Genomic DNA, 26,406 nt, shown 5'->3' on the forward strand with positions numbered 1-26,406 from the left:
GCGGGCTCCCTGGTGCTCAGCGGGGGAATTCCCGCATCAACCGCTGCACCTCCCCGGCGTGGTAGCTACTTCGGGTCAGCGGGGAGCTCACCACCTGCAGGAAGCCCAGATGGTCCTCACCATGGAGGCGGAAGCCCTCGAACTGAGCGGGTGTCACGAAGCGCTGCACAGGCAGATGCTTGGGGCCGGGGGAGAGGTACTGGCCGATGGTCACGATGTCCACCGCGTGGGCGCGCAGATCGCGGAGCACGCCGTCCACCTCGGCGTCGTGTTCGCCCAGTCCCACCATCAGGCCTGATTTGGTGTAGGTGCGGGGCCAGCTTTCGTGCACCCTCTGCAGCAGCTCCAGGGAGCGTTTGTAGATCCCCTGGGGCCGCACCTGGCGATAGAGACGCGGCACGGTCTCGATGTTGTGGTTCAGCACCTCGGGCGCGGCCGCCATCACCGCAGCCAGGGCCTCCCAGTTGCCGCAGAAGTCGGGGATCAGCAACTCGATCGTGGTGAGGGGCGAGCGGCGGCGCACCGCTTCGATGCAGGCCACGAACTGGCTGGCACCGCCGTCGGAAAGGTCGTCGCGGTTCACAGAGGTGATCACCACGTGGCTGAGCCCCATCCGGCTCACCGCTTCCCCCAGCCGCTCCGGTTCGCTGGGATCGAGGCTGCGCACGCTCTTGTCGAAGTCGATGTCGCAGTAGGGGCAGGCCCGTGTGCAGCCGGGCCCCATGATCAGAAAGGTGGCCGTGCCTCCGGCGAAACACTCGCCGATGTTGGGGCAGCTGGCCTCCTGGCAGACCGTGTTGAGCTTCAGGTCTACCAGCAGATCGGCCACGGCTCCGATCCGCTCCCGCTGGGGCGCCTTCACCCGGAGCCACTCGGGTTTGGTGGGGGTGGGCTGGCTGGTCACCATGGCCGGGCGCAATGCACGACTCTAGAAACCGGTCTCGGCCAGCCGGCTGGGGCGATCCCTTACACTCCGGAAATCGGGATGTGGCGCAGCTTGGTAGCGCACTTCGTTCGGGACGAAGGGGCCGCAGGTTCGAATCCTGTCATCCCGACTCTTCTCCTCGCTTCCCCCCCAGCAGTTTGCTAGCTGGAAGGAGCAGCTCCCTGTCAGGACAGGTCTCTCGGACCTCTGCTCCATTCAGATCAACCGGGTGGGCATGACCGGTGGCGTTCAGGCCGGGATCGCCACCACCTGGTTACGGCCTCGCTCCTTCGCGGCGTACATCGCGCCATCGGCCCGGGCGATCAGGCCATCCATCGATTCGCCGGGGCGCGCCAGAGCCACCCCCACACTCACCGTGATCTGCGCCTCCCCCTCGGGGATCGGCACCGGTTCACTCGCCAGGCGCCGCAGCTTCTCCCCGATGGCGATCGCATCCTCCAGGCCCTGCACTCCGGGGAGCACCACCATCAGCTCATCACCGCCGATCCGGGCGGCCAGGTCCGAGGCGCGCAGGCAGGAGCGGAGCCGCTCGGCCATGGCCTGCAGCACCGCATCGCCGGCTTGGTGGCCGTAGGTGTCGTTCACCTCCTTGAAGCGGTCAAGGTCGCAGAAGAGCACCGCCAGCTCCCCTCCCCGGCGCTGGTCGCGGCCCATGAGCCGCTCGATCTGCGTGAAGACCTCCTCCCGGTTCAGCAAGGTGGTGAGGCTGTCAGTGGCGGCCCGCAGTTCCAGCGCCTTCTTGATGGCGATCCGCTCCGTCACATCGCGCCAGAAGACGCTGAGTTCGTCGCCCACCTTCACCACCCGGATGTCCAATTGCCGTACGCCGCCATGCACCTCATGCTGGTGGTACTCGAACTCATCAAGCACCAGCGGTTCTCCGGTGGCCAGCACCTGCAGATAACGATCGAACAGTCCGTTCTCAACATGACCCGGCCAGAACTGCCGCAGGGTGCTCCCCACGAACTCGTCGAGGGGCATGTGGTTGTAAGCAGCGGCGGCGGGGTTGGCCCGCAGGATGCGCAGATCCGTGATCCGCCCCTCCTCGTCCCGCACCGGCCCGAGCAGTAGATGGGGATCGAGCAGGGAATCGAGGGTGATGCTCAGCCGCTGCTGCTCGGCCTTGAGCTGCTGCTGGGCCTGCACCAGCTCCGTGACGTCGTAATTCACGCCCATGATCCGCACCACCTTGCCCTCGTCATCGAAGAACCGGCGCGACGCGGCCTGGATGTAACGCACCCCTCCATCGGGCCAGACCACCCGAAAACGGAGGGCGTACTCGCGCTCGCCGCGCACGGCCGCCGCCAGTTCGCTCAGAGCGAACTGGCGGTCCTCGGGATGGACCGTCTGCGACCACGCCTCCACCGCACCGGAGAACTTCTCCGGATCCACACCGTAGATCTGGTACATGACCGAATCCCAGGTGAGCACGTCGTTCACCGGATCCCAGTCCCAGATCCCCACCACGCCGGCGGCGGCAGCTGTCAGGAGGTATTCCGCCTGGGCCACGATCTCGGTGATCTCGTCGAGCTCCAGCAGCACATGCACCACTGCACCATGGGCATCGCGGAGGTTGCTGAGCTGCAGATTCCCCCAGCCCCTCAGCCCGTCCGCCCGCCGGAACCTCACTCGCACGCCGTAGCCGTCGATTTCACCGCGCAGCACGCTCGCCAGCGCGGCAGGGTCCATCGGTGTTGCGGCCTGTGGATCCTCCACGGACACAAGCTCCAGGGCGGCAAACACCTGCTTCAGGCTTCCCCGGGCCAGCACGGCCGGGCCCAGCCCCAGCAGGGAGCTGAGCTGCCCATTGGCCTGCAGGATGGTCCCCGTATCCGGGGCGCACAGCGCCAGGCCCACACTGCATTGTTCCAGGGTGCGGTGCAGCAGCTGCTCGGTCCTGTTCAGGGCCCCCTCGGCCTCAACCTGGAGCGTGATGTCGATGAACTGGCCGATCAGAAACTCCACATCTCCGCTCGGGTTCCGGGAGCAGGACACGCAGAGATCGATCCAGACGGGTCGTTCCCTGTCCGAACCAGTGCGCACTTTGATTCGATAGCTGGAGCGCCGGTTGGCCAGGATCTCCTCCACGAGAACCTGCTCGCGCTTGACGTCGTCCGGATGGGTGATGTCTTGCCAGTGCAGGGAGTGGGTGGATTGGGGGTCGCAGCCAAGGATCTCGCAGAAGGCCGGGTTCGTCAGGAAAAAGCGACCGCTGGCATCGGTCAGGCCCACGCCGGCGGCCGAATTGTCGATCGTGGTCCTGAAGAGCTCCTCACTGCGGCGTCGCTGTGCTGACTCCCGTGAACGCTGGGCCGCGAGATGCACGGCCACAGCCACCACACCGGAGAGTGCCAGCAGGCGCGTGAGGTAGTCGGTCGAGGGAAAGAAGCCCCAGTAGAGCCCCGACGCGATCGCCAGTGCATAGGCCTGCACAATCAGGGGGATCATCCGGCGTGGCGTCACGACGCTCGCCGAGAGCGCCACCACCAGGAAGTAATAGGGCAGCAGCGGGACGTTGCGCGGCAGGGCCAGATCGAGAAGGAAAAGCCCGACCATCGCCAGATGTAAAATTAACAACTGGCGGCGGATGTCGGCAGGCCCTGTGGGTGTCAGGAAAGAGCCGTGATGACTCATGATGGATTGATTGGGCCTCGGTCTATTTTAAATGGATTCAATCTGCGGGGATCACGATCCCTGCCGCATGAAGGACACATGCGATGACACAGGGTTGGGCCTGGTCACCCTGGCGGAGGGATCCACGCAACCCGTCGGGGGAATGGTCACGACCAGGTCACGACCCTGTGCTGCCTGTCCCCGTCCATGGCTTCATCCGCCCGCGCCATCAGGTCGTCGATCTATGCCCCTTTGCTCCACCAGGGACACGGGTTCGCTCGCCACTCGCCGCCAGTGAGGGCCACCAGAAGCGCATCGCCGCCGATTCGGGCCACCAGATCCGAAGCCCGCAGGCAGGACGCACCAGATCCGCCCTGCCCCGGAGCACAGCGTCCCCGGTCTGGTGACCGAAGGTGTCATGACCCGTCCTGAAGCGGTCCAGGGCGCAGGCCGAGAGCACCACCACCAGGTCGAAGCTCAACAGTGGGGTTCCTTCCTTGCGGGAGAACCGGATTCGCCCAGACGATCAAGGCCAGAACCAGGCCCAGGATCCAGAGCAGGCGGCGATGACCTGCGGAACCCGCTGATCACAAGGCGGCCCAATCCTGTTATCCCGATTCTTCTTTTTAAGCTCTGGTGGGGTCAGCTGAGCTCAGCGCCTGGATACCCCCGCGGAGTCACCATCCGCCCATCGCAGACGTAGCTGCTGCTGTTACCCACCAGCACCAGGGTGAGCATGTCGACCTGCCCCACCGGCAGATCCCCCAGGGTGTGCAGGGTCACGGCCTCTTCCGCCCGGCCCAGCTGACGGGCCAGGGCCACAGGTGTTGTCTTGGGGCGCCCTTGCAGCAGCAGCTCCCGGGCCCGATCCAGCTGCCAGTCCCGGCCCCGCGAGCGGGGGTTGTAGAGCGCCACCACGAAATCACCGGCGGCGGCCGCTTCCAGCCGGCGTTCGATCACTGCCCAGGGGGTGAGCCGATCGCTGAGGCTGATGGTGCAGAAGTCGTGCATCAGGGGGGCGCCGCAGCGGGCCGCCGCCAGTTGCAGCGCCGAGATGCCGGGATGCACCGCGAACGCCGGTCGCTGATCGCTGGGCAGTTGGCCCCAGAGCTCCAGGGCCAGGCCAGCCATGCCGTAGATGCCGCTGTCTCCGGAGGAGATCAGGGCGACGGGCAGGCCGGCCCCGGCCAGCTCCAGGGCGGTGGCGCAGCGCTGACGCTCCTCGGTGAGTTTCCCGTCAATGCGCTGTTGATCTGGCCGGCGCAGGGGTTCCAGCAGATCGAGATAGAGCCCATAGCCCACCCAGATGGTGGCCTCCGCCAGGGCACGGCGGGCATCGGGGGTGAGCAGATCGAGGCTGCCCGGTCCGCTGCCGACCAGATCCAGCCGGCCCCGGGCCGGCGCCGATTGCCGCGGACTGAAGGCGATCGCCAGGGTGGCGGCTCCGGATTCCCCGGGGCCGGCCTTCTCGATCGTCTTGGTCAGCAGCAGACGGGGGCTGGGGACGGTCCCATGGGCAGAGGAGGTGATGCCCCAGGGCGTGATCGCCTCGGCGGCGAGCAAGGCCGACGCTTCCGCCACGCTGGCGGTGCCCATCTCACCGGCCACCACCTGTGACGGGTTGGGCACGGCCATGGCATCCAGAGCGTTGGCCTCGAAGAGCCGCAGCGGCCAGCCATGGCGCTCCGCCAGCTCCAGCAGCGCCGGCTCGTCGCCCTTGCGGTCGATGCTGCCCAGGCCGGCGACGGCTTCACGGGCCAGTCCGGTGCTGCTGAGGCCGCGTGCCACCAGGCGTTCCAGCAGGCTGGAACTGGTGTTCCGCTCGCAGCCGATGCCGAGCCAGAGGGTTGGGGGATGCCAGCGGCAGCCACGGCCTTGGTAAGCGGTGATCCAGAGATCGCCCGATGGTTCAGCCGTGGTCTGCTGGCGAGGAGTCTGGCTTCCCTGTACCTGAAGCCCCAGAGCCTGGCTGGCTTCCAGGGCGGTCCACCCCGTTTCGCCACAGTCCTGCTGCACAAGCAGGGGAGAGCCTGGAGAAGGGAAGAGGTTGCCGGCCGTCGGGGAGGCTCGCTGCATCAGCCGGGTCCAGTCGCCGCTGCCCCGGCGCCAGCCCCAGGCTGTGCCGAAGCTGTCGAGCGCCAGTCGGCCCTGGGCTGAGCTGGCGCCGGTGACGACAGCCTGCCCGCCCAGCAGGGCCGCCAGTCGATGGCTCAGTGCTTCGCCGCCGCCAGCATGGCCGCCAAGCAGTGGAATGGCGAAGCGTCCCTGCGGGTCGAGCACCACCACGGCTGGGTCGCTGGACTTGTCTTGCAGCAGTGGCGCCACCAGGCGGATCACCAGACCGCAGGCTCCCACCGCCACCACGGCGCTGGCCCCGTCCCAGTGGTGCCGCAGCCAGCTGGCCGGGTCGGATGCGTCATCCGCCGCGCTGACCCCGGCGCCTGGCTCAAGCCCTGGCCTCGACGCCGTGCCAGGCAGTCGCACGCGATCCACTAGGCCGGCCTGCTGCAGCTGGGCCAGCAGGGCCCGCGCGGCTTCGCTGAAGCCCAGGCCCAGCACCGGCCCTTTGCGTTCCAGGCTCATGCTTCCTCCTGGATGACGAGCGGCGTGGTCACATCGGCTGGTGGGGAGGGCATCGTGTCGGTCTTCAGAGTCGGTGCGGCCTCGATCGGCTCGGGTCCTGATTCCTTGTCCTCGTTGCTGCTGCCAGCGTTGGTGTCTGCGCCCTGTGGCTTGAGCTCCTGTTGCACAGATTCCTGCGGCTCAGGCGCCTGAGCGGCGCCATCCGGAAGGTCGGTTTCCACAGGTTCGCGACTGACCGGACTCTGCTCCAGCTGTTTTGCCTGGTCCTGATCGTTGCCTAGGTCTGCCTGGGGCGACCGGGGGGAGTCCTCTTCAAGGGCCGGTGAGGCTTCAGGTGATGGCTCCAGCGCCGGCGGGATCGTCGGAAGGATTGCCTCGACGGCCTCGACGGTCTCAGCGACCTCGGGTTGCGGTGGCGGAGCTTCCCCCAGCAGCTGGGCCACGGTCAGGGCATCGAGGCGGCCTCCCTGCCAGATCGGGCTGGGCCCGGGTTCAAGCCGCACCTCCTGCACCAGGCTGTTGAACGGCGCATTCAGGGGTTCGCCCTGGCCATCGACCAGCTCCAGCACAAGGGCGTTGGAGCCCGGGCGCCAGCCCTGCAGCCAGAGGGGGTCGTTGCGATCCACCAGGAAGCTGTCGCCGTTCAGGGTGACGCGCAGGCGCCAGCTGTCGTCGTTCGGCCGCAGATGTTGCAGCGGCGCATCCAGAAGCAGCCAGTCGAGCAGCACCGGTTGGGCGGAAACGGTGAGGGCTGGACTGGCCACGATCAGCTGGGGGGATCCGACCGCCGGCACTCCGAGGGGGTTGGCGGCCACACGGTGCACCACGATCTGGGCCTGGGCGCCAGGGCTCTTGACGGCCTCACCCCAGGGCCTGGCGGCATAGGCGGTGATCCGGTGGCTGCCGGGCGACAGGGGCGGCAAGTTCAGCGCCAGCTGATCGGCGTCGTGCAGGCGGATCGGGGGATCCCCATCGATTTGCACCACCAGATGGGGGCCCAGTCCCAGGGGACCGGCGTCCACCAGGGGCCAGTCCCGCACGGCCAGCTGCAGGATCCAGTCACCCTCAGCCTGGGTGGATCCGTTGCGGGGGCTGAGGATTTCCACCCTGGGCTGATGCTCCCCCAGGGCGCCCATCAGTTGCTGGACTCCTGGGGGTGGCGCCACCTCCCGCAGGGCGGAAGGGGTCGGCCGGCTCAGGATGCCGGCCCCGCCCTCCTGACGTTGCTTGGGTCCGAAGCCCACTCGGGCCGCCACCGCGCTACAACCTGAGGCCCCAACCACCAGGCCCACCAGCACGATCCAGCTGAACAGCCGTGTCATCAGCCGTCCGGCGGGCCTCGCCAAGGCCGGTCTCTGGTCCCCGGCCGTGCCGCTGATCCAGCTCAGAACCGGTCGGGGGATCCACCTCCATCCCATGCGCCCCCATCCAGATTCCCAGACTCGCCCGAATGCCCGCTGGCTCTGACGTTGCGACCCTTTCGTGCCCTGCAGGTCTGATCGCACGTCCGATTCATCGTCGTCTGCAGGCATTCTGCTCACCGATCGCCAAGGCAGGCAGCTGTCTATAGCTCTGGTAGCAAGTCTTTCGCGTCTGGTGCTAGTGCAGACTCTGGATTTTGGGGTCTCTCGATGTGACTCGCTCCCTGTCAAACCCCTTGCCAGGCCTGGAAAGCGCGGGGATTGAACCTTTGTAACTGGCGGGGGGATCCGATTGAAACTGACCCCTATACTTTCGCCAGCGGTCCCCTTTCAGGGGCCCCTCGCACCAGTCGTAGCAAGCGTTTTCGCCCTTTTGGGCAGAGCCTTGTTCGCCTGGCGCCCATGGGCAGGACGCTCGTCTTTCTGTTCATAGGGCCCGTCACTCGCCGTGGCGGCGCCGGCGTTCCGCGCCGAATTCGCCACAGCGGGTGTAAGGGGTGGACCTCCACCTCGACCCCGTCCCTCGAGGAACGTCTCGATGACCATCAGCCCACCAGAGCGTGGGAAAACGGCGAAAGCCCAGGTCGATCGGAACCCGGTTCCGGCGACCTTCGAACTGTTCGGCAAACCCGGGCATTTCGATCGCTCCCTCGCCAAGGGTCCCAAAACCACCACCTGGGTTTGGAACCTCCACGCCAACGCTCACGACTTCGACAGCCACACGAGTGATCTTGAAGAGGTTTCTCGCAAGATCTTCTCGGCTCATTTCGGCCATCTGGCCGTCATCTTCATCTGGTTGAGCGGTGCCTTCTTCCATGGTGCCCGCTTCTCCAACTACACCGGCTGGCTGGCCGACCCCCTGCACGTCAAGCCTTCGGCTCAGGTGGTTTGGCCGATCTTTGGCCAGGAAATTCTCAACGGTGATGTGGGTGCCGGATTCCACGGCATTCAGATCACTTCAGGCCTGTTCCACGTCTGGCGGGCCTGGGGTTTCACTTCTGAAACCCAACTGATGGCCACCGCCATCGGTGCCTTGGTGATGGCCGGCCTGATGCTCAATGCCGGCGTCTTCCATTACCACAAGGCGGCTCCCAAGCTCGAGTGGTTCCAGAACGTTGAGTCCATGCTCAACCACCATCTGGCTGGCCTGCTCGGCCTGGGTTCCCTGTCCTGGACGGGGCACCTGCTGCATGTGTCCCTGCCCACTACCCAGTTGATGGATGCCATCGACGCCGGCTCACCGCTGGTGCTGAACGGCAAGACCATCGCTTCGGTGGCGGACATCCCCCTTCCCCATGAATTCCTTAACCAGGAGCTGCTGACTCAGTTGTTCCCCGGTTTTGGTGCCGGCATCTCGGCGTTCTTCAGCGGGAACTGGGCTGCCTACAGTGATTTCCTCACCTTCAAGGGTGGTCTGAATCCTGTCACCGGCAGTCTGTGGATGACAGACATCGCCCATCACCACCTGGCGATTGCGGTCCTGTTCATTGTTGCCGGTCACATGTACCGGACCAACTGGGGCATTGGCCACAGCATCAAGGAAATCCTTGAGGGCCAGAAGGGCGATCCTCTGCTCTTCCCAGCTCCCAAAGGTCATGACGGACTTTTCGAGTTCATGACCACTTCGTGGCACGCCCAGCTTGGCGTGAACCTTGCATTGATGGGTTCGCTGAGCATCATTGTGGCGCACCACATGTACTCGATGCCTCCCTATCCCTATATCGGCATCGACTACCCCACCCAGCTTTCGATCTTCACCCACCACATGTGGATCGGTGGCTTCCTGATCGTCGGTGCCGGTGCCCACGCCGCCATCGCGATGGTGCGTGACTATGACCCCGCCAAGCACATCGACAACGTGCTCGACCGGGTGCTCAAGGCACGTGACGCCCTGATCAGTCACCTCAATTGGGTGTGCATCTGGCTGGGCTTCCACAGCTTCGGTCTGTATATCCACAACGACACCATGCGTGCCCTGGGACGTCCCCAGGACATGTTCAGTGACTCCGCCATCGCGCTGAAGCCGATCTTCGCGCAGTGGATTCAGGGTCTTCACGCCGCAGCAGCCGGCACCACCGCTCCCAACGCCCTGGCGGGTGTGAGCGAGGTGTTCAACGGCGCTGTCGTGGCCGTGGGTGGCAAGGTTGCTGCCGCGCCGATTCCCCTGGGAACGGCAGATTTCATGGTGCACCACATTCACGCCTTCACCATCCACGTGACGGTGTTGATCCTGCTGAAAGGTGTGCTGTACAGCCGCAGTTCCCGTCTTGTCCCTGACAAGGCCAACCTCGGCTTCCGCTTCCCCTGCGACGGCCCCGGCCGTGGCGGTACCTGCCAGGTTTCGGCTTGGGACCATGTGTTCCTGGGTCTGTTCTGGATGTACAACTCCCTCTCGATCGTCATCTTCCACTTCAGTTGGAAAATGCAGAGCGATGTCTGGGGAACCGTGAATGCAGACGGCAGCGTCTCGCATATCACCAACGGGAACTTCGCTGAGAGTGCCATCACCATCAATGGCTGGCTCCGCGATTTCCTCTGGGCTCAGGCCGCACAGGTGATCAACAGCTACGGCTCGTCCTCCAGTGCATACGGTCTGATGTTCCTGGGTGCCCACTTCATCTGGGCGTTCAGCCTGATGTTCCTGTTCAGTGGCCGCGGCTACTGGCAAGAGCTGATTGAGTCCATCGTCTGGGCTCATAACAAGCTGAAAGTTGCCCCCGCCATTCAGCCGCGGGCGCTCTCGATCACCCAGGGCCGTGCCGTTGGTGTCGCCCATTACCTGCTGGGCGGTATCGCGACCACCTGGTCCTTCTTCCTGGCCCGCATCATTGCGGTCGGCTGACCTTTCCTGACCTTTCCCAATGGCAACGAAATTTCCTTCGTTCAGCCAGGGTCTGGCACAGGACCCGACAACCCGCCGTATTTGGTACGGCATTGCCACGGCTCACGACTTCGAGAGTCACGACGGCATGACCGAGGAGCGGCTTTACCAAAAGCTGTTCTCCACCCACTTCGGTCACCTGGCCATCATTGGCCTCTGGGTTTCGGGCAACCTGTTCCATATCGCCTGGCAGGGCAACTTTGAGCAGTGGGTCGCCGATCCTCTGCACGTCCGTCCCATCGCGCATGCGATCTGGGATCCCCACTTCGGTCAAGGCGCGATTGCCGCCTTCACCCAGGCGGGCGCTTCCTCTCCGGTGAACATCGCGTATTCAGGTCTGTACCACTGGTGGTACACGATCGGTATGCGCACCAACGCCGAGCTGTATCAGGGTTCCATCTTCATGATGATCCTGTCGGCTTGGGCTCTGTTCGCCGGCTGGCTCCACCTTCAGCCCAAGTTCCGGCCTTCCCTGGCCTGGTTCAAGAATGCTGAGTCCCGTCTGAACCACCACCTGGCTGTTCTGTTCGGCTTCAGCTCCATCGCCTGGACCGGTCACCTCGTTCACGTCGCCATCCCTGAGGCCCGCGGTCAGCACGTCGGTTGGGACAACTTCCTTTCGGTGCTGCCCCACCCCGCTGGTCTGGCTCCGTTCTTCACCGGTAACTGGGGCGTCTATGCCCAGAATCCCGATGGTCTGAATCAGGTCTTCGGCACCGCCGAAGGCTCGGGTACCGCGATCCTGACCTTCCTGGGCGGCTTCCACCCCCAGACCGAAGCCCTCTGGCTCACGGATATCGCCCATCACCATCTGGCGATTGGTGTGATCTTCGTGATCGCGGGTCACATGTACCGCACCAACTTCGGTATCGGTCACTCCATCCGCGAGATCCTCGAAGCCCACAACCCGCCCAAGGGCACCCCTGGTGACCTCGGAGCTGGCCACAAGGGTCTCTACGACACCATCAACAACTCGCTCCACTTCCAACTGGGTCTGGCCCTGGCCAGCCTCGGTGTGGTGACGAGCCTGGTGGCTCAGCACATGTATGCGATGCCGTCTTACGCGTTCATCGCGAAGGACTACACAACGCAGGCTGCGCTGTACACGCACCACCAGTACATCGCCATCTTCCTGATGTGCGGTGCTTTCGCCCACGGTGCGATCTTCTTCATCCGCGACTACGACCCGGAAGCCAACAAGAACAACGTTCTTGCCCGGATGCTCGACCACAAGGAAGCCATCATCAGCCACCTCAGCTGGGTTTCCCTGTTCCTCGGCTTCCACACTCTGGGTCTCTACGTCCACAACGACGTGGTCGTGGCTTTCGGAACTCCCGAGAAGCAGATCCTCGTTGAGCCCGTCTTCGCCCAGTTCGTCCAGGCCGCTTCCGGCAAGGCGATGTACGGCATGGACGTGCTGCTCTCCAATCCTGGTAGTGCCGCCTCCCTGGCTTCGGCCAACATCCCTGGCGATCACTACTGGCTGGATGCCATCAATGGCAATACCGATCTGTTCCTGCCGATCGGGCCTGGTGATTTCCTTGTGCACCACGCCATTGCGCTGGGTCTGCACACCACGACCTTGATCCTGGTGAAGGGCGCCCTGGATGCCCGGGGTTCCAAGCTGATGCCCGATAAAAAGGACTTCGGCTACTCTTTCCCCTGCGATGGCCCTGGCCGTGGCGGTACATGCGACATCTCTGCCTGGGACGCCTTCTATCTGGCTGTCTTCTGGGCTCTGAACACCGTGGGTTGGGTCACCTTCTACTGGCATTGGAAGCACCTCGCCATCTGGCAGGGCAACGTGGCTCAGTTCAACGAATCCAGTACCTATCTGATGGGCTGGTTCCGTGATTACCTCTGGCTGAACAGCTCCCAGCTGATCAACGGTTACAACCCGTTTGGCTCGAACAACCTGGCCGTCTGGTCCTGGATGTTCCTGTTCGGTCACCTGGTATGGGCCACTGGCTTCATGTTCCTGATCTCCTGGAGGGGTTACTGGCAGGAACTGATCGAGACGATTGTCTGGGCGCATCAGCGCACTCCGCTTGCCAACCTGGTGGGCTGGCGCGATAAGCCTGTGGCTCTCTCGATCGTTCAGGCCCGTGTGGTTGGTCTGGCTCACTTCACAGTGGGTTACATCCTGACCTACGCTGCCTTCCTGATCGCTTCCACCTCGGGCAAGTTCGGCTGAGGTTGTGCGGGGCCACGCGTTGGCCCGGCTCGATAACCTTCACTCGACCTGCCTTCACTCGAGGGACGATGACACCCCTGGCCTTGTGCCGGGGGTTTTTCGTTGGTGTGCTGGTGAAGAGTGTTTGATGTTTTTCGACCAAGAAGACGTTTGCCGATTGGCTATACCGTGGGGTTCTTGGGTCCTTGGTCATCGGGTTCAGGGAGGCTAGGTGCCAGTGAAGATGTCTATAGCAACGGGTTCTTGCTCATCTGATCGGTTGCGACTCGTTGATGATGAAGCAACGGTTCTGCATTGTTTCTGCTTTATCTCTGCCCTTTTGCTTTTGCTATTCCGGTCTCGCGTTTACAGCTTCTGAACCCGCTGCAGCAGGTATGTGAGCCATGCTACTTGAGGCGCATGGTGTGAGCCTCGATCAATCGCCAATCGCCAATTGTCAATTTGCAAGCGCCTGTGGCCTTTTTCTTGGTGACTCCGAGAGCTCGGGGAAGATAGAGGGCTAGGGGCTGCAAGCTGGGACGACGCAGTTCAGGACGATGGCGTAGGTTGCTTCCGATTGCAGGGACTCTCTGTGTCTGGTTGCGGCGTGATTGTCGGCCTCTGCCTTTGGTTGGCGTTGTGGTGATCCTCGCCCTTGCCCGTCTTCAGCTTTAGGGCGATCGAGTCTGGGCCGTAACGCTTCTGTTTGCTGGTCAGGAATAGGAATCAGGCAAGTCTTCAGTAGCAGTAGATGTTGCTGAGCTTCGTCAAGCCCATTGGCGGCCGCTGGCTAATCTTATTGCCTGCAGATCGTCGGTGGATCTGTCGCCACCTGTTTCCAGGCTTGTCTCTTGCGGCGTGGCAGTGTCGTCTCAAGGCCTAGTCTCTTTAGGCCGATTTCTATGGTCTTCTTTCATCGGTCTGCTAACTTTCTCTGCCTCTGCCTCTGCCTCTGCCTCTGCCTCTGCCTCTGCCTCCCTCTCTGCAGTGTCGCCTGATTCCAGGCTCGCTGATGTCCATGAAGTGAGTGTAATCCTTCGGCCAATCGCGCTGAAAGAATGATTCAATATGAATGATTCAATCCCAGTAGCTTCCAGCTAGATTCTTTCGCAGAAAAAGCCCCGCCAAGGCGGGGCTTTTTGGTTTGCTCTTGGGCGGGGGATTGCTTGGAAAGAAGTACGAAGACTGTCCAGGCAGGTTGTGTTGATGCTGAAGCCGAGTCAGAGGCTCAGCTCACACTCCAGACGCCACCGGCGATGTTCACCAGCGGAGCCACAACGGCAGTGCCTGTGAGGAACCAGGCGAAGGCGGCGCCGCCGCAGCCACCCAGCCAGAAGCCGCTGGCGAATTCGGCCCAGCCTGCCTTGGTGAACAGGTCGGCGGGCGGATTGTCGATGGTGGCGTCAGGGGGTTGGACGTTCGGGCCGGAGCCGGCAGTGCCATAGATCGACAGGCACACCGTGAGAATCGACACCAGACCAATGGTGGCCAGAAGACCGGCGGTGCTGGCGTAGTCGGTGAGGCGCAGCGGTCCGCAGATCGCAAAGGGGCCGTAGAGGAAGAAGCCATGGGCCATGCCCACTTCCAGGCCGCGACGGTTGGGAGACAGGGCAGGGCGATAGGCGGGCAGCGCGTTCAGGAAGGCCTTGGTGAAGTAGCTGCTGTTGACGGGAGTGGCCAGATTGCCGACGGTCGGGTCGGCCACGGGGGTCACGGTCATGGTGGCGGAATGAGGGGAACGGGATCGGGTAGACCCGGAGGCGATCGCGACGGCTCAGTCGGTCGCTTCGATCACGTTGAACAACAGGGCCATGGCCACGGCTGGGCCCAGGATTCCCACAAGGGGAACGAACACCGAGGGCAACCAGGCCGCTGCAAATTCTCCAGTCATGGCATAGGCCAATAGGAATCGTCGATACTGTACGGAGAGGTCTGAAAGGGACCCCTGGCGGTGTTGAGGGGCGACATAAAAGTTCAATCCCCGCCTGCGGCCTCTCACTCCTTCCAGTGCCGCTGTTGCCATCTCCTCGAGACCTCCCTCCAGTGGCCGTTCGCAAGATGCCGTCCCAGTGGCCTTGCCCACCGCCATCTGCTGGCGGCGCCCATGAAGGCTTGGTGCCGAGGCTGAAATCCGGGATCACCCGCTGGCACTGCCGCGCAAGGTGGCGCGCACGCGGTAGATCGGTCGTCCCTGGCTCTCGTGATACGTCCGCATTTGCAGTTCCGACAGCAGGCCGAAGCAGAACAGCTGAACCCCGGTGAGAAAGCAGAGCAGGGCCATCAGCAGCAGGGGGCGGTCGCCGATGTTGGCGCCCTGCAGCTTCTCCACCAGCAGCCAGGCGCCGATCAGCAGTCCCAGGCCCATCCCCACCAGGCCTCCCAGGCCGAAAACATGCATCGGCCTGGTGAGGAAGCGCTTCATGAACCACACCGTGAGCAGATCCATCAGCACCCGGAATGTACGGTCGATCCCGTATTTGCTGGTGCCGAACCGGCGAGGGTGATGGCTCACCTTCACTTCGGTGATCCTGGCCCCTTCGATGAAGGCCAGCGCCGGCAGGAAGCGGTGCAGCTCTCCGTAGAGGTTCATGTCCTCGACCACCTCGCGCCGGTAGGCCTTGAGTGAGCAGCCGTAGTCGTGCAGCTTCACGCCGGTGACCCGGGCGATCAGGCGGTTCGCCAGCAGGGAGGGCAGCAGGCGGCTCACGGCCGCATCCTGCCGCTGGTAGCGCCAGCCGCTCACCAGGTCATAGCCCTGGTCCAGGGTGTCCAGCAGCAGGGGGATGTCGGCCGGATCGTTCTGCAGATCGCCGTCGAGGGTCACGATCACGGGGCCGCGGCTGGCATCGAAGCCCGCCGCCATGGCGGGGGTCTGGCCGTAGTTGCGACGCAGCAGCACCGCCACCAGTTCGGGGATCGTGCTGGCCAGCTCCTGCAGCAAAACCGGGGTGCGATCGCGCGAGCCGTCGTCCACCAGCACCAGCTCGAAGGGGATCCCCAGGGGCCGCAGCTGAGCCAGCAGCTGCTCCACCAAGGGTCTGAGACTGTCCTCTTCGTTGTAGAGCGGCACCACCACCGAAAGAGTGGGCAGGGTGGGGGCCGGCATGGCGGCGGATCCGGAGGCGAGCCGAACCCTAAACGGAGACTGGCATCAGTCTCCGCAGGCGCTGCCGTCGTGGCAATGCATCACCCGGCCGGCGCCGCGCAGTTCCAACCGGTAGTGGCGTGCCACGGGATCCGGATTGTGGGGCGAGAGGTCGTCGATGCCGATGCCATTGCGGCCGTGTGCGACCCCCGAGCTGTGCAGGTAGCGGCCGCCTGTGAGGTGCAGGCCCACATGGGTGCAGCGCCGCGGTGTGCCGAAGAAGATCAGATCGCCTGGTCGCAGCAGCGCCGTCGCTCCCGGGCGGACGGCCACCGGCTGGCAGAAACGTTCCTGCAGGTAGGCATCGCGTGGCAGCCAGATGCCCTGGCTGGCAAACAGGGTCTGAACCAGGCCGGAGCAGTCGAAATCAGGCCCGAGCGATCCGCCCCACAGGTAGGTGTTGGGCTGGAGCATGGCGGCTTTTGCCGCCGCCAGCACCGCCGGCAGGCGGGCTTCGATCTGGGGGCGTTGCAGGCGTTGGCTGCGGGGTCGACTGCCGCTCACGGCGTGGCCCAGCAGGTGGTTCGGCTCGATCCAGCCGGGGTAGCCGTCCTCCAGCAGTCGGACCCTCAGACGCGCCGCTTCCCCTGGTGCGCCCGCTCTGGTGCCATCGCGCAACTGCAGCACCCGCCCCGCCGCCGCCTGGGTGGCCAGGCCGGCTCCGTGGGCCCGGCTGTAGAGGTTGAGTGGCGCGGTGAGCTGCCAGAGGCTGCCCGCTTCCAGCAGCTCGCGGGCCGCCGGGCTGCCGGTCGGCAGAGTGCTTAATGTCGCCATCACGCTGCTCGGCGGAGATGGTGTTCTACAACCCGGATCCGGGCATGGCCGAGCGCCTCGCCGATCTGGTGGCGGCTCTGGAGCTGGAGGGGCGGGAAGGGCTGGGTCAGCGGCTGTCGATCACCTGGTTGCGTTACCCCGAGTCCCTGCGACATCAGGCCCATGACCTGGATCCGACCAGCTTCTGGCAGCGACCGCTGACCGGTGCTGCCTGGGCCGGTGATCGCCTCCGCTATCCCGCCAGTGTGGTGAAGTTGATCTATCTGGTGGCCGCCGAGGCCTGGCTGCAGCGCCAGCTGATTGGCGATGGGCCGGAGCTGCGCCGGGCCCTGGCCGACATGATCCGCGACTCCAGCAATGACGCCACGGCACTGGTGATGGATCTGCTCAGCGGCACCACCAGTGGCCCTGAGCTGCCGCCGCATCGTTACAGCTCCTGGTGCCACCAGCGCGGCATCGTCAACCGCTGGCTGACCGAGCTCGCCTGGCCTGAGCTGGAGGGCTGTAATGCCTGCCAGAAGACCTGGGGCGATGGCCCCTACGGCCGTGAACGTCAGTTCTACGGGCCTGATCTGCAGAATCGCAACCGCCTCAGCTCCGATGCCGTGGCCCGGGTTCTGCATGGAGTGATGGCAGGCGCGATGGTGTCGCCGCCGGCGTGCCGGCGCATGCAGGACCTGCTGGCCCGCTCGCTCGATCCTCTGGAACGGCAGGCCGATCCGGAGAATCAGGTGGATGGCTTCATCGGCGAAGCCCTGCCGCTGCAGACACCCTTCTGGAGCAAGGCCGGCTGGATGAGCCAGGCGCGCCATGACGCCGCCTATGCGGAACCCGAGAACGGTCTGCCGTTCCTGCTGGTGATCTTCAGCGAAGGGCAGGCGTGTGCTGATGATCCGGCCCTGTTACCGGCGATCACCACCGAATTGCTGCGCTACAGCGGCCCGGTCTGAGCCACTCCGGGCCGGGTGCCGCAGGCCCGATCGACAACCCCGACATTCCGTCTGAGCGGAAGTCGGGGAGTCTGGGCTTTGGAAACGGAGAGGGAGGGATTCGAACCCTCGACAGAAGTTGCCTCCTGTAACTCCTTAGCAGGGAGCCGCTTTCAACCACTCAGCCACCTCTCCAGTGGCTCCGTGAGCTTATCAGTGGGCCGGCAGCCTCAGCCCTCGCCGCCGCCGCTCACGGCCAGCCGCGGCAGCCGGTGCTTGAAGCCGCAGAGGATCTCCCAGGGGATGGTGTGGCAGCGCTCACTCCAGTCGGTCGGGCCGATGCTGCGGTCGCCCTGCTGCCCGAGCAAGGTCACCACCGATCCCACCTCCAGCTCGGGGGTGTCGGTGGCATCGAGCACCAGCTGATCCATGGTGATCGCGCCCACCTGCGGCAGGCTCTGCCCTCGGAACAGCACCTCCAGCTGGTTCGAGAGCTGGCGGGGGACGCCATCGGCGTAGCCGATGCCCACCACCGCCAATCGGCTGGGGCGGCTGGTACGGAAGCGATGGCCATAGCTCACCCCCACCCCCGCCGGCACCTCCCGGATCAGGGAGACGCGGGCGTGTAGCTGCATCGCTGGTTGCAGCGGCACCCGGCCGGCCAGATGCGGGGCTGGCTCCTGGCCATAGAGGGCCAGCCCGACCCGCACCAGGTCGTAGTGGATGGCGTGATCCCGCAGGGTGCCGGCCGAGTTGGCCAGGTGGCGGTGCCCGCAGCTCAGCCTCTGCTGGCGGAGGCTGTCCAGCACACTCTCGTAGCGGCGTTGCTGCTCGCGCGTCAGGCCGTCGTCCTCGTCGGGGCAGGCATCGGCGTGGGCGAGGTGGGAATAGAGCCCCACCAGCTCCACAGCATCGAGGTCCTGCAGGGCCGCCACCAGGCGGGGGCCGTCCTGCCAGTCGGCGCCGAGCCGGGCCATGCCGGTGTCGAGCTTGAGCTGCAGCGGCATCGAACGACCGCTGCCGCTGGCCAGGTTCTGGCAGAGCAGGGCTTCCCGCATGCTGCTGATCGTTGGCATCAGCTGCCAGCGCAGACAGCTGCGCAGTTCCTCCACCTGGGTGAGGTTGCCCAGCACCAGAATCGGCGCCCGGATCCCGGCGGTGCGCAGTTCCACTCCCTCGGCAAGGGTGGCCACCCCGAAGCAGCTGGCGCCGCCGGCGAGGGCGGCCTCGGCGACCAGCACCGCACCGTGGCCGTAGCCATCCGCCTTGACCACGGCCATCAGCTCGGTGAGCGGACCGATGAAGCGGCGCAGGGCGCGGGCGTTGGCGCGGATGGCGCCGGCATTCACTTCCACCCAGGCCCGTTGCCTGGACTGGCCGGTCTCATGGGGTGCCAGGGGTGTGCTGAGCGGCGAGGAGGACATCAGCGCCTCTCCACGGCAGCCAGGAGCCGCCGCGCGTCGCTGCCGGTGCCGTCGAAGGAGGCGTGGAACACAGTCGCGCGCGGAGAACGCCTCTAGCATGGCCTGCAATCAGAGGGGCTGGCATGGGCCACGTTCTCGTTCTGAATGCGTCCTACGAGCCGCTCAATATCACCCACTGGCGTCGCGCCATGGTGATGCTGCTCAAGGGAAAGGCCGAAGGCCTGGAGCACGACTCCAGCCGCGTCATCCGGCCGGATCTGCTGCTGCCCACCGTGATCCGTCTGCGTCAGTTCGTGCGGGTGCCCTACAAGCCCCTGCCCCTGACCCGCCGCAATCTGTTTCAGCGCGACAACCACCGCTGCCAGTACTGCGCCAGCACCACCCAACCGCTCTCGATCGATCACATCGTGCCCCGCAGCCGTGGCGGCGCCGATGCCTGGGAGAACGTCACCACCGCCTGCCTGGGCTGCAATGTGCGCAAGGGCAATCGCACGCCTCGCGAAGCCGGCATGCCGCTGCTGCAGGAGCCCCATCGTCCCCACAGCGGGCTCAATTTCGAGGCCAGCCGTCAGATCCGGGCCGGTCGCCACGCGGAGTGGGCCAAATATCTGATCGGTGCCGCCTGATCCGGTTGATGCTCACGGCCTTGAAAACCGCTGGTTCTGAAGCTCCAGCCTGGGTTCAGACCCCGCTCGCCTGGCGGGCCAGCTCTTCCAGTTGCCGGCTCTGCTCGGCGGCGATCGAGGCCCCGATCAGCTCGCCCAGCTGGCCCGCCAGCACGGGTTCGAGCGCGAAATTGCGTCCCAGGCGGTGGTCGGTGGTGCGGTTGTCTTTGTAGTTGTAGGTGCGGATCTTTTCGCTGCGATCGCCGCTGCCCACCTGAGCCCGACGGGTTGAACTCTCCGCGGCGGCGGCGGCGGCGAGTTCCCGCTCCAACAGCTTGGCCCGCAGGATCTCCATGGCCCGTTCCCGGTTCTGCAGCTGGGAGCGTTCCTGGGTGCAGAACACGCGGATACCGGTGGGCTTGTGCAGCAGATCCACTGCCGTTTCCACCTTGTTCACGTTCTGGCCGCCGGCGCCGCCGGAGCGGGCTGTGCTGATCTCCAGCTCGCCTGGATCGATCTGCACCTCCACCGGATCTGCTTCCGGCATCACCGCCACCGTGGCCGTGGAGGTGTGCACCCGCCCCTGGGATTCGGTGGCAGGCACCCGCTGGACGCGGTGCACCCCCGCCTCGAACTTGAGCTGGCTGTAGACCCCGTCGCCGCGGATCGCCAGGATGAGTTCCTTGTAGCCGCCCAGTTCCGCTTCCGAGGCACTCACCGGCTGGACCTGCCAGCCCTGGCCCTGGGCGTAGCGGTCGTACATGCGGGCCAGATCTCCCGCCCAGAGCCCGGCTTCGTCGCCACCAGCACCGGCACGGATCTCGAGCATGACGCTGCGCTCGTCGCGGGGGTCGTGGGGCAGCAGCGCCAGGGTCAGCCGTTGCTGCAGCTGATCGATCGTGGCCCCCAGCCGCTCCAGCTCCTCAGCGGCCAGCTCCTCCATGGCCGGGTCACCGCGATGCTCCTTGAGCAGTTGCACCGCTTCCTGCCGTTCGCGCTCGCATTTCTGCAGGTCGGCATAGTCGCGCACAAGCGGCTCGAGCCGGGCGCGTTCCCGTGCGATCGTCTGCAGCTGGGCCGGATCGGCCGTGACCGCCGGATCGGCCAGCTGACGCTCCAGGGCCGCGAAGGTGGTGCAGGCGGTGGCCAGGCGTTCGTGCAGCAGAGCTTGATCGATCACAGCGATGCAGGAACTGAGGGGACGGGAGGGAGGCGCGGGATGGGGCGCAGCCATCAAAAAGCCGGATGCCCAGGGGCATCCGGCTGAGTGGAGCAGATTGAAGGAAAGCCTCAGGCCTGGGCTGCATCCTTCTTGGAGACATCGGCCTTAGCCGTGTCGGTGGAGCCCATGCCGTATTTGCGCATGAAGCGATCAACGCGGCCCTCGGTGTCGAGGATCTTCTGGGTACCGGTGTAGAAGGGGTGGTTGCCACTCCACACGTCGACGTGCAGTTCGGGCTGGGTGGAGCCAGTGGTCATCACCACCTCTCCATTACAGATCACCTTGGCATCGGGATACCAGGTGGGGTGGATGTCGGCCTTGGGCATGGCTGCGAACAGAGCAGTGCGAACAGAAAAGATCAGCGCTTGGAGAACTGGGGAGCCTTGCGGGCTTTCTTGAGGCCGTACTTGCGGCGCTCCTTGGCGCGGGGGTCGCGGCTGAGGTGGCCTTCCGTCTTGAGGGGCTTGCGGTTGTCCGGCGACAGGTCGCAGAGGGCACGGGCGGCACCCTGCTTGATGGCGTCGGCCTGGCCGGTGAGGCCACCACCGCGCACGTTCACAAGGACGTCGTAATCGGATTCAAGACCCAGCGTCTGCAGGGGAGCCTTGACGGCCGCCAGGTAGACGGGGTTGTAGTTGAGGTAGTTATCGCCGGGGCGGCCATTGATCGTGACGCTGCCGGTGCCGGGAACAATGCGCACCCGTGCAACGGCGGTCTTGCGGCGACCAGTGCCCCAGTAGACGACGGAATTGCTGCTCATTGGGCGGAAGTGGCGGGGTCGAGGGCGAGAGCCTGGGGCTGCTGGGCGGCGTGGGGATGATCGATGCCCTTGTAGACCTTCAGCTTGCGGAACAGCTGGCGGCCCAGGGCGTTGTGGGGCAGCATGCCCTTGATCGCCTTCTCCACGATCCGCTCGGGAATCCGGCCCTGCAGGTGGGCGAAGGTTTCGGTCTTCATGCCACCAGGGCGACCGGAGTGGCGGCGATAGAGCTTCTGGGTGGGCTTGTTGCCGCTCACCTTCACCTTCTCGGCATTGATGACGATCACGAAATCGCCGGTATCGAGGTGGGGGGTGTAGCAGGGCTTGTTCTTGCCCCGCAGCACCTGAGCCACTTCGCTGGCGAGACGGCCAAGAGTCTGATTCTCAGCGTCGACGACGTACCACTGGCGATCCAGGGAATCGATGGAAGGAAGGGATGTCTTGTTCATCGCACCGGCAGGCCGGATGGGTTGGGCCCATCGCGGCGGATGGGGCAGGACAGTTCAACAGTCAACCTACCGCGTCACCGATATTGACCCTGATGGGGTCAGGCACGGCTGCGCGCAGTGGCGGCTGCAGAGAAGGCGGGGCTGGATGATCGCATGCTGATCCCCCCAATCCCGGTCGATCAGGCTGATCGACTGGGGTCAGGGCGAATCGGGGATCGCCAAGGCAAACCGCGGTTGACCATCGTACCAGGCACTCTTGACGAACACCTCCTCCGGATAGCCCACCCGCAGCAGGCAGAGCCCCTGGGGCGGCGCTGCTTCCTTCACCTGTTCGCGCGCCTGCTGGCGCCAGCGCCGCGAGAAGCCATCCACGCTCAGCTGACCCTCGCCCACGGCCACCAGCTGCCCCATCACCAGGCGCACCATGCCGTAGAGGAAGCCAGTGGCCTGCATCTCCACCACCACCAGGTCTCCCTGCCGATCCACCATCACCTCCTGCAGGGTTGTGCGGGCATGGGGGCGGCTGCTGCCGGCCCGCTGGAAGGCGGAGAAGTCGTGGTCGCCGAGCATGCCCGCCAGGGCGTCGGCCATGGCCTGCTCGTCGAGCCGCTGCTGGTAGCGGTGCCAGGTCCAGGGGGCCAGGAAGAGGTTGGGGGTGCGCCCGTTATGGATCGTGTACCGGTAGCGCCGGTAGGTGGCGCTGAAGCAGGCATGCCAGGTCAGCGGCACCTCGGCGGCGGCCACCACCCGAATGGAGGCCGGCAGGCGGCCATTCAGGGCCTTGGGCCAGCGCTGAGCCGGGATGGGGCCGCTGGTTTCGAAGTGCGCCACCTGGCCGGCGGCATGGACGCCACTGTCGGTTCGGCCCGCCGCCATGGTTCGCACCGGTCGCTGTGAATCCAGGCTGGGTGGATCCAGGCTGGCGATGGCCTCCTCCAGGGTCTGCTGAACGCTGGGGTGTCGCGGCTGGCGTTGCCAGCCGCAGAAGGCCGCTCCGTCGTATTGCAGGCAGAGGGCGATCCGGCGGCGGTGTTCGCCGCTGGTGGCTTCGCTGTTGGTGGCTTCGCGGTTGGCGGATCCGGTGTCAGTCTGATCCGCCGTGCTGGCGGAAGCACTGGGTTGTCCGCTCGACTTCAAGCCGGTCATCAGCGGCTCCGCTGGACAGAATCAGGCCATCAAAAAGCCGCGGAGGCCTTCAGACGTCCGCGGCCAAGGGGGAAGGCAGCATTGGGATGGGGTCGCGCCGGCACCACCGCCAGGCTCAGACCAATTCGATGATCGCCATCTCGGCGTTGTCACCGCGGCGGGGAACCGTCCGGATGATGCGGGTGTAGCCGCCGTTGCGATCGCCGTAGCGATCCTGGGCCTTGTCGAACAGGGCGTGGACCAGCTGCTTGTCGTAGATGTAGCCGATCGCCCGACGGCGGGCCGCCAGGGTGCCGTCCTTGGCCAGGGTGATCATGCGCTCGGCTTCGTCACGCAGGGCCTTGGCACGGGCCTTGGTGGTGGTGACGCGACCTTCGCGGATCAGTTGGGTGGTGAGGCCGCGGAGCAGCGCCTTGCGCTGGTCTGCGGGACGGCCCAGCATGGGCACTCGGCACTGGTGTCTCATGACGGAAAAGCTCGGACAGGGACGGAACAGGGTGGGATGCCGCGGCTCAGGCGGTGGTGCGGCTCTGGGGCAGGGAGATGCCGATGCGCTCCAGGGCTTCGATCACTTCATCGGCAGACTTGGAGCCGAAGTTCTTGATCTCCAGCAGATCTTCGTAGCTGAAGCCCATCAGGTCGGACACGGAGTTGACCTGGGCCCGCTTGAGGCAGTTGTAGGCCCGCACGGAGAGATTGAGTTCCTCGAGCGGAATCTGGGCTTCGGCTGAAGGCTCGATCTCCGGACCGGGTTCCTCCGCCATGGTGAGGCTGGCCAGAGGCTGGAACAGGGCGATCAGCTGGTTGGCAGCCTGGGCCATGGCGTCATCGGGGGTGATGCTGCCATTGGTCTCGATCTCGATGCGGAGCCGCTCCCGGGCGGAACCGCCTTCGCCCACGGCGGTCTCATCGACCGTGTAGTTGACACGCTTGACCGGCATGAAGACGGCATCGATCTGGAGCAGATCGATGGCGCTGGTGTCTTCGCTGTGGCGATCGACGGGCCGATAGCCGACGCCGCGCTCGACATGGACTTCCATCTCAAGGCTGTGGCCTTCGGCCACGGTGGCGATCGGCCGCTGGCCGTCGATCACCTGCACCTGGGAGGAGAACTGCAGGTCAGAGGCCGTCACGGTGGCGGGGCCGTTCATGACCAGTCGACCGATCTCAAGCTCGCGGCTGCGGCTGCTGATCGGGATCTCCTTGCAATTGAGCAGGATGTCGAGAACGTCTTCACGGACGCCTGGAACCGTGGCGTATTCGTGGTTGACGGAGGCGATCCGCACGGCAGTGATGGCACTGCCCTCAAGGCTGCCGATCAGGACGCGGCGCAGGGCGTTCCCGAGGGTGGTGGCCTGACCCCGATCCAACGGGCCGATCAGGAACACCCCCGTCTGGGAACGGTCGTCAGCGATCTGATGCTCGATCCGATCGATCTGGTAGTGGAGCACGGTCTGAAGGGTCGGGAGTGGGAACGGACGCCGCGAGCGGCTGGGCTAACGACGGGTCAGACGCGGCGGCGCTTGGAACGACGGCAACCGTTGTGGGGCAGGGGGGTCACGTCACGGATCAGGGTGATTTCCAGACCGGCCACCTGCAGGGCGCGGATCGCGGTTTCACGGCCGGAGCCTGGGCCACGCACCAGCACTTCGATCTGGCGCATGCCCTGCTCGAGGGCCCGGCGTGCGGCGGCTTCAGCGGCGGTCTGGGCAGCGAACGGCGTGCCTTTACGGGCGCCCTTGAAGCCACTGGCCCCGGCGGACGACCAGGAGATCACCTCACCGGCCGTGTCGGTGATCGAGACGATCGTGTTGTTGAAGGTGCTTTGAATGTGCGCGACGCCGTTGGGGACGTTGCGCTTCGTTTTCTTGGCGCCGGATTTCTTGGCTGGCTTGGCCATGGCAAAGGCCCTGCGGTTGCAGGGAGGTGATCGGGGGACTGAACGGAACACCCTGGTGACGCCCGAAGAAACGATCCGGTAGCCAGGCGACCTGGCTGGAGCGATTCGGGATGCCGTTGCGGCCGAAGCAGCAGCAGCGATGGGCGGCAGGGTGGGGAGATGGAAGAGAAGCGAGCGGAGCCGCAGATGCGGCGTCGCGTCTTACTTCTTCTTGCCGGCCACGGTTTTACGGGCACCGCGGCGGGTGCGGGCGTTGGTGCGGGTGCGCTGGCCGCGCACCGGCAGACCGGCGCGATGGCGGCGGCCCCGCAGGCAGCCGATGTCCTGCAGACGCTTGAGGGCCATGCCCTCCTGGCGGCGCAGGTCACCCTCAAGGGTGTAACCCTCGGCGGCGCCCCGAAGCTTCTGAACATCGGCGTCGCTGAGGTCCTTGACACGGGTGTCAGGGTCAACGCCGGTCTTGGCGAGGATCTGCTGGGCCCGCGTCAGCCCGACCCCATAGACGTAGGTGAGAGCAATCTCGACCCTCTTGTCGCGAGGGATATCGACACCGGCAATCCGAGCCACAGATGAAACGTTCGAATGGGCAAAGGACCCGATGGGGTGCAGTGAGCACGGCCATGGTCGGGTCGGGGAGGAAAGGATGGATCAGCGCAGGGGCGGATCCGCAGAGCTCGTGGATGAGGGAGGAGCCGGATGGCTCAACCCTGGCGCTGCTTGTGCTTGGGATTGGTGCAGATCACCATCACCCGGCCGTGGCGGCGGATCACCCGGCACTTCTCGCACATTTTCTTGACTGAGGCACGCACCTTCATGGGCGGTGGGCTCTCCGATTTTGCAAACGAGCACCCTATCACAAGGGTCAACCCACCAGGGCTTCGATCCGCTCTGCGATCTCCTCCACCGTTCCCGAGGCTTCCACGGATTCCAGCAGTCCCAGGTTGCGGTAATGGTCGATCAGCGGGGCCGTCTGGGCCTGATACACCTCGAGGCGATGGCGGATCACCGTCTCGTTGTCGTCCACGCGGCCACGGGAGAGCAGCCGCTGCAGCAGCAGGTCGTCATCGAGCTCCATCAGCACCACCAGTTCGATCTGCTGCTGCAGTTCCTCGAGCAGCTCACCGAGCGCCGCTGCCTGCGCCGTGTTGCGGGGAAAGCCATCCAGCAGCCACCCGGCCGTGTGGTCCTGAAGACGGTTGCGCACGATCGCCAGCACCAGGGCATCGCTCACCAACTCGCCCCGGGCCATCACCGCTTCCGCCTCGCGGCCCAGTTCACTGCCCGCCGCCACTTCGCTGCGCAGCAGGTCGCCGGTGGAGAGATGCAGCAGCTCGCGGCGTGCTGCCAGCTGCTGCGCCTGGGTGCCTTTGCCCACACCCGGAGGACCGAGGAAGAGGAGACGTTGCTTCATGGCGGATCGTCAGATGGTGAACCC

At 65.2% G+C, this 26,406-nt stretch carries 24 protein-coding genes and 2 tRNA genes; 5 read left to right on the plus strand and 21 right to left on the minus strand.

Features of this window, described 5'->3' with window-relative positions:
* Positions 1–16: 16 nt before the first annotated feature.
* Positions 17–907, minus strand: a complete 891-nt coding sequence (lipA, locus tag VB716_RS09255) for a lipoyl synthase (RefSeq protein WP_322757709.1) — start codon at positions 905–907, stop codon at positions 17–19.
* A 74-nt stretch (positions 908–981) separates the two neighbouring features.
* On the opposite strand from lipA, the gene VB716_RS09260 reads away from it, so the two are divergent.
* Positions 982–1,055, plus strand: a tRNA-Pro gene (locus tag VB716_RS09260).
* A gap of 119 nt (positions 1,056–1,174) precedes the next feature.
* Here VB716_RS09260 and VB716_RS09265 read toward each other — a convergent pair.
* The 3 genes from VB716_RS09265 to VB716_RS09275 form a co-directional block, all read right to left on the minus strand.
* The gene (locus tag VB716_RS09265; RefSeq protein WP_323270307.1) at positions 1,175–3,502 is read right to left on the minus strand and encodes a diguanylate cyclase; all 2,328 of its coding nucleotides are present in this window, start codon (positions 3,500–3,502) and stop codon (positions 1,175–1,177) included.
* Positions 3,503–4,201: 699 nt separating this feature from the next.
* Positions 4,202–6,142 carry a precorrin-3B C(17)-methyltransferase gene (cobJ, locus tag VB716_RS09270; protein ID WP_323270308.1) on the minus strand — a complete coding sequence of 647 codons (1,941 nt, stop codon included), beginning with the start codon at positions 6,140–6,142 and terminating at the stop codon, positions 4,202–4,204.
* Complete coding sequence (locus VB716_RS09275; protein ID WP_323270309.1) at positions 6,139–7,464, minus strand: hypothetical protein; 1,326 nt, start codon at positions 7,462–7,464, stop codon at positions 6,139–6,141. The genes cobJ and VB716_RS09275 overlap by 4 nt, the downstream gene beginning before the upstream one ends.
* 637 nt (positions 7,465–8,101) lie before the next feature.
* Here VB716_RS09275 and psaA point away from each other — a divergent pair.
* Positions 8,102–10,405 (plus strand): photosystem I core protein PsaA, encoded by a 2,304-nt coding sequence (gene psaA / locus VB716_RS09280; RefSeq protein ID WP_197157090.1) that lies wholly within the window; start codon positions 8,102–8,104, stop codon positions 10,403–10,405.
* 19 nt (positions 10,406–10,424) lie between these two features.
* Positions 10,425–12,638, plus strand: coding sequence for a photosystem I core protein PsaB (psaB, locus tag VB716_RS09285; RefSeq protein ID WP_197157088.1), 2,214 nt, complete (start codon positions 10,425–10,427; stop codon positions 12,636–12,638).
* A 1,207-nt stretch (positions 12,639–13,845) separates the two neighbouring features.
* Here the strand turns inward: psaB and VB716_RS09290 are convergent.
* From VB716_RS09290 to VB716_RS09305, 4 genes are all read right to left on the minus strand, one after another.
* Positions 13,846–14,337 carry a photosystem I reaction center subunit XI gene (locus tag VB716_RS09290; RefSeq protein WP_197157086.1) on the minus strand — a complete coding sequence of 164 codons (492 nt, stop codon included), beginning with the start codon at positions 14,335–14,337 and terminating at the stop codon, positions 13,846–13,848.
* A gap of 54 nt (positions 14,338–14,391) precedes the next feature.
* Positions 14,392–14,508, minus strand: a complete 117-nt coding sequence (locus VB716_RS09295) for a photosystem I reaction center subunit VIII (RefSeq protein ID WP_197157084.1) — start codon at positions 14,506–14,508, stop codon at positions 14,392–14,394.
* Positions 14,509–14,754: 246 nt separating this feature from the next.
* Entirely contained in the window at positions 14,755–15,723 is a 969-nt protein-coding gene (locus tag VB716_RS09300; RefSeq protein ID WP_197171709.1) for a glycosyltransferase family 2 protein, read from the minus strand.
* A 45-nt stretch (positions 15,724–15,768) separates the two neighbouring features.
* Complete coding sequence (locus VB716_RS09305; RefSeq protein ID WP_197157080.1) at positions 15,769–16,536, minus strand: C40 family peptidase; 768 nt, start codon at positions 16,534–16,536, stop codon at positions 15,769–15,771.
* 17 nt (positions 16,537–16,553) lie between these two features.
* Between VB716_RS09305 and VB716_RS09310 the strand changes: the two genes are divergently transcribed.
* Positions 16,554–17,486 carry a serine hydrolase gene (locus tag VB716_RS09310; RefSeq protein WP_322757703.1) on the plus strand — a complete coding sequence of 311 codons (933 nt, stop codon included), beginning with the start codon at positions 16,554–16,556 and terminating at the stop codon, positions 17,484–17,486.
* Positions 17,487–17,571: 85 nt separating this feature from the next.
* Here the strand turns inward: VB716_RS09310 and VB716_RS09315 are convergent.
* Positions 17,572–17,660 (minus strand) — tRNA-Ser (locus tag VB716_RS09315).
* 35 nt (positions 17,661–17,695) lie between these two features.
* A complete protein-coding gene (alr, locus tag VB716_RS09320; RefSeq protein ID WP_323270310.1) occupies positions 17,696–18,889 on the minus strand; it encodes an alanine racemase in 1,194 nt (397 codons plus the stop codon).
* Between the two features lie 122 nt (positions 18,890–19,011).
* Between alr and VB716_RS09325 the strand changes: the two genes are divergently transcribed.
* Positions 19,012–19,515: an HNH endonuclease gene (locus tag VB716_RS09325; RefSeq protein WP_197157077.1), complete on the plus strand. Its 504-nt coding sequence runs from the start codon at positions 19,012–19,014 to the stop codon at positions 19,513–19,515.
* A 55-nt stretch (positions 19,516–19,570) separates the two neighbouring features.
* Here the strand turns inward: VB716_RS09325 and prfA are convergent, their stop codons facing one another.
* From prfA to VB716_RS09380, 11 genes are all read right to left on the minus strand, one after another.
* Positions 19,571–20,671, minus strand: a complete 1,101-nt coding sequence (gene prfA, locus VB716_RS09330) for a peptide chain release factor 1 (protein ID WP_197158909.1) — start codon at positions 20,669–20,671, stop codon at positions 19,571–19,573.
* A gap of 113 nt (positions 20,672–20,784) precedes the next feature.
* The gene (gene rpmE, locus VB716_RS09335; protein WP_197157075.1) at positions 20,785–21,042 is read right to left on the minus strand and encodes a 50S ribosomal protein L31; all 258 of its coding nucleotides are present in this window, start codon (positions 21,040–21,042) and stop codon (positions 20,785–20,787) included.
* A 32-nt stretch (positions 21,043–21,074) separates the two neighbouring features.
* Complete coding sequence (gene rpsI, locus VB716_RS09340; RefSeq protein WP_197157073.1) at positions 21,075–21,476, minus strand: 30S ribosomal protein S9; 402 nt, start codon at positions 21,474–21,476, stop codon at positions 21,075–21,077.
* On the minus strand, positions 21,473–21,925 hold the full coding sequence (gene rplM / locus VB716_RS09345) for a 50S ribosomal protein L13 (protein ID WP_197157071.1): 453 nt from the start codon (positions 21,923–21,925) through the stop codon (positions 21,473–21,475). Before rplM ends, rpsI begins: the two co-directional genes overlap by 4 nt.
* 198 nt (positions 21,926–22,123) lie before the next feature.
* On the minus strand, positions 22,124–23,071 hold the full coding sequence (gene truA, locus VB716_RS09350; protein WP_322757701.1) for a tRNA pseudouridine(38-40) synthase TruA: 948 nt from the start codon (positions 23,069–23,071) through the stop codon (positions 22,124–22,126).
* Positions 23,072–23,186: 115 nt separating this feature from the next.
* The gene (gene rplQ, locus VB716_RS09355) at positions 23,187–23,537 is read right to left on the minus strand and encodes a 50S ribosomal protein L17 (protein ID WP_197157067.1); all 351 of its coding nucleotides are present in this window, start codon (positions 23,535–23,537) and stop codon (positions 23,187–23,189) included.
* A 46-nt stretch (positions 23,538–23,583) separates the two neighbouring features.
* Positions 23,584–24,522 carry a DNA-directed RNA polymerase subunit alpha gene (locus VB716_RS09360; protein WP_197157065.1) on the minus strand — a complete coding sequence of 313 codons (939 nt, stop codon included), beginning with the start codon at positions 24,520–24,522 and terminating at the stop codon, positions 23,584–23,586.
* 56 nt (positions 24,523–24,578) lie between these two features.
* Positions 24,579–24,971 (minus strand): 30S ribosomal protein S11, encoded by a 393-nt coding sequence (gene rpsK, locus VB716_RS09365; protein ID WP_010311626.1) that lies wholly within the window; start codon positions 24,969–24,971, stop codon positions 24,579–24,581.
* Positions 24,972–25,172: 201 nt separating this feature from the next.
* The gene (gene rpsM, locus VB716_RS09370) at positions 25,173–25,538 is read right to left on the minus strand and encodes a 30S ribosomal protein S13 (RefSeq protein WP_197157063.1); all 366 of its coding nucleotides are present in this window, start codon (positions 25,536–25,538) and stop codon (positions 25,173–25,175) included.
* Between the two features lie 134 nt (positions 25,539–25,672).
* Positions 25,673–25,786, minus strand: a complete 114-nt coding sequence (rpmJ, locus tag VB716_RS09375) for a 50S ribosomal protein L36 (RefSeq protein WP_007100636.1) — start codon at positions 25,784–25,786, stop codon at positions 25,673–25,675.
* Between the two features lie 47 nt (positions 25,787–25,833).
* Positions 25,834–26,382 (minus strand): adenylate kinase, encoded by a 549-nt coding sequence (locus VB716_RS09380; protein ID WP_322757700.1) that lies wholly within the window; start codon positions 26,380–26,382, stop codon positions 25,834–25,836.
* Positions 26,383–26,406: the final 24 nt, after the last annotated feature.

Origin of the sequence: Synechococcus sp. CCY9201 (assembly GCF_034931105.1) — a bacterium.
Lineage (GTDB): Bacteria > Cyanobacteriota > Cyanobacteriia > PCC-6307 > Cyanobiaceae > CBW1002.

What these genes read in the sequence shown, in the direction of transcription:
- VB716_RS09275 (WP_323270309.1), bottom strand. Translation starts at nt 7,464, where the DNA reads ATGACACGGCTGTTCAGCTGGATCGTGCTGGTGGGCCTGGTGGTTGGG.
- VB716_RS09305 (WP_197157080.1), bottom strand. Translation starts at nt 16,536, where the DNA reads ATGGCGACATTAAGCACTCTGCCGACCGGCAGCCCGGCGGCCCGCGAG.
- lipA (WP_322757709.1), bottom strand. Translation starts at nt 907, where the DNA reads ATGGTGACCAGCCAGCCCACCCCCACCAAACCCGAGTGGCTCCGGGTG.
- rpmJ (WP_007100636.1), bottom strand. Translation starts at nt 25,786, where the DNA reads ATGAAGGTGCGTGCCTCAGTCAAGAAAATGTGCGAGAAGTGCCGGGTG.
- rpsI (WP_197157073.1), bottom strand. Translation starts at nt 21,476, where the DNA reads ATGAGCAGCAATTCCGTCGTCTACTGGGGCACTGGTCGCCGCAAGACC.
- rplM (WP_197157071.1), bottom strand. Translation starts at nt 21,925, where the DNA reads ATGAACAAGACATCCCTTCCTTCCATCGATTCCCTGGATCGCCAGTGG.
- rpsK (WP_010311626.1), bottom strand. Translation starts at nt 24,971, where the DNA reads ATGGCCAAGCCAGCCAAGAAATCCGGCGCCAAGAAAACGAAGCGCAAC.
- VB716_RS09325 (WP_197157077.1), top strand. Translation starts at nt 19,012, where the DNA reads ATGGGCCACGTTCTCGTTCTGAATGCGTCCTACGAGCCGCTCAATATC.
- alr (WP_323270310.1), bottom strand. Translation starts at nt 18,889, where the DNA reads ATGTCCTCCTCGCCGCTCAGCACACCCCTGGCACCCCATGAGACCGGC.
- truA (WP_322757701.1), bottom strand. Translation starts at nt 23,071, where the DNA reads ATGACCGGCTTGAAGTCGAGCGGACAACCCAGTGCTTCCGCCAGCACG.
- VB716_RS09295 (WP_197157084.1), bottom strand. Translation starts at nt 14,508, where the DNA reads ATGACTGGAGAATTTGCAGCGGCCTGGTTGCCCTCGGTGTTCGTTCCC.
- VB716_RS09265 (WP_323270307.1), bottom strand. Translation starts at nt 3,502, where the DNA reads ATGGTCGGGCTTTTCCTTCTCGATCTGGCCCTGCCGCGCAACGTCCCG.
- VB716_RS09290 (WP_197157086.1), bottom strand. Translation starts at nt 14,337, where the DNA reads ATGACCGTGACCCCCGTGGCCGACCCGACCGTCGGCAATCTGGCCACT.
- VB716_RS09380 (WP_322757700.1), bottom strand. Translation starts at nt 26,382, where the DNA reads ATGAAGCAACGTCTCCTCTTCCTCGGTCCTCCGGGTGTGGGCAAAGGC.
- VB716_RS09300 (WP_197171709.1), bottom strand. Translation starts at nt 15,723, where the DNA reads ATGCCGGCCCCCACCCTGCCCACTCTTTCGGTGGTGGTGCCGCTCTAC.
- psaB (WP_197157088.1), top strand. Translation starts at nt 10,425, where the DNA reads ATGGCAACGAAATTTCCTTCGTTCAGCCAGGGTCTGGCACAGGACCCG.
- VB716_RS09310 (WP_322757703.1), top strand. Translation starts at nt 16,554, where the DNA reads ATGGTGTTCTACAACCCGGATCCGGGCATGGCCGAGCGCCTCGCCGAT.
- rplQ (WP_197157067.1), bottom strand. Translation starts at nt 23,537, where the DNA reads ATGAGACACCAGTGCCGAGTGCCCATGCTGGGCCGTCCCGCAGACCAG.
- cobJ (WP_323270308.1), bottom strand. Translation starts at nt 6,142, where the DNA reads ATGAGCCTGGAACGCAAAGGGCCGGTGCTGGGCCTGGGCTTCAGCGAA.
- psaA (WP_197157090.1), top strand. Translation starts at nt 8,102, where the DNA reads ATGACCATCAGCCCACCAGAGCGTGGGAAAACGGCGAAAGCCCAGGTC.
- rpmE (WP_197157075.1), bottom strand. Translation starts at nt 21,042, where the DNA reads ATGCCCAAGGCCGACATCCACCCCACCTGGTATCCCGATGCCAAGGTG.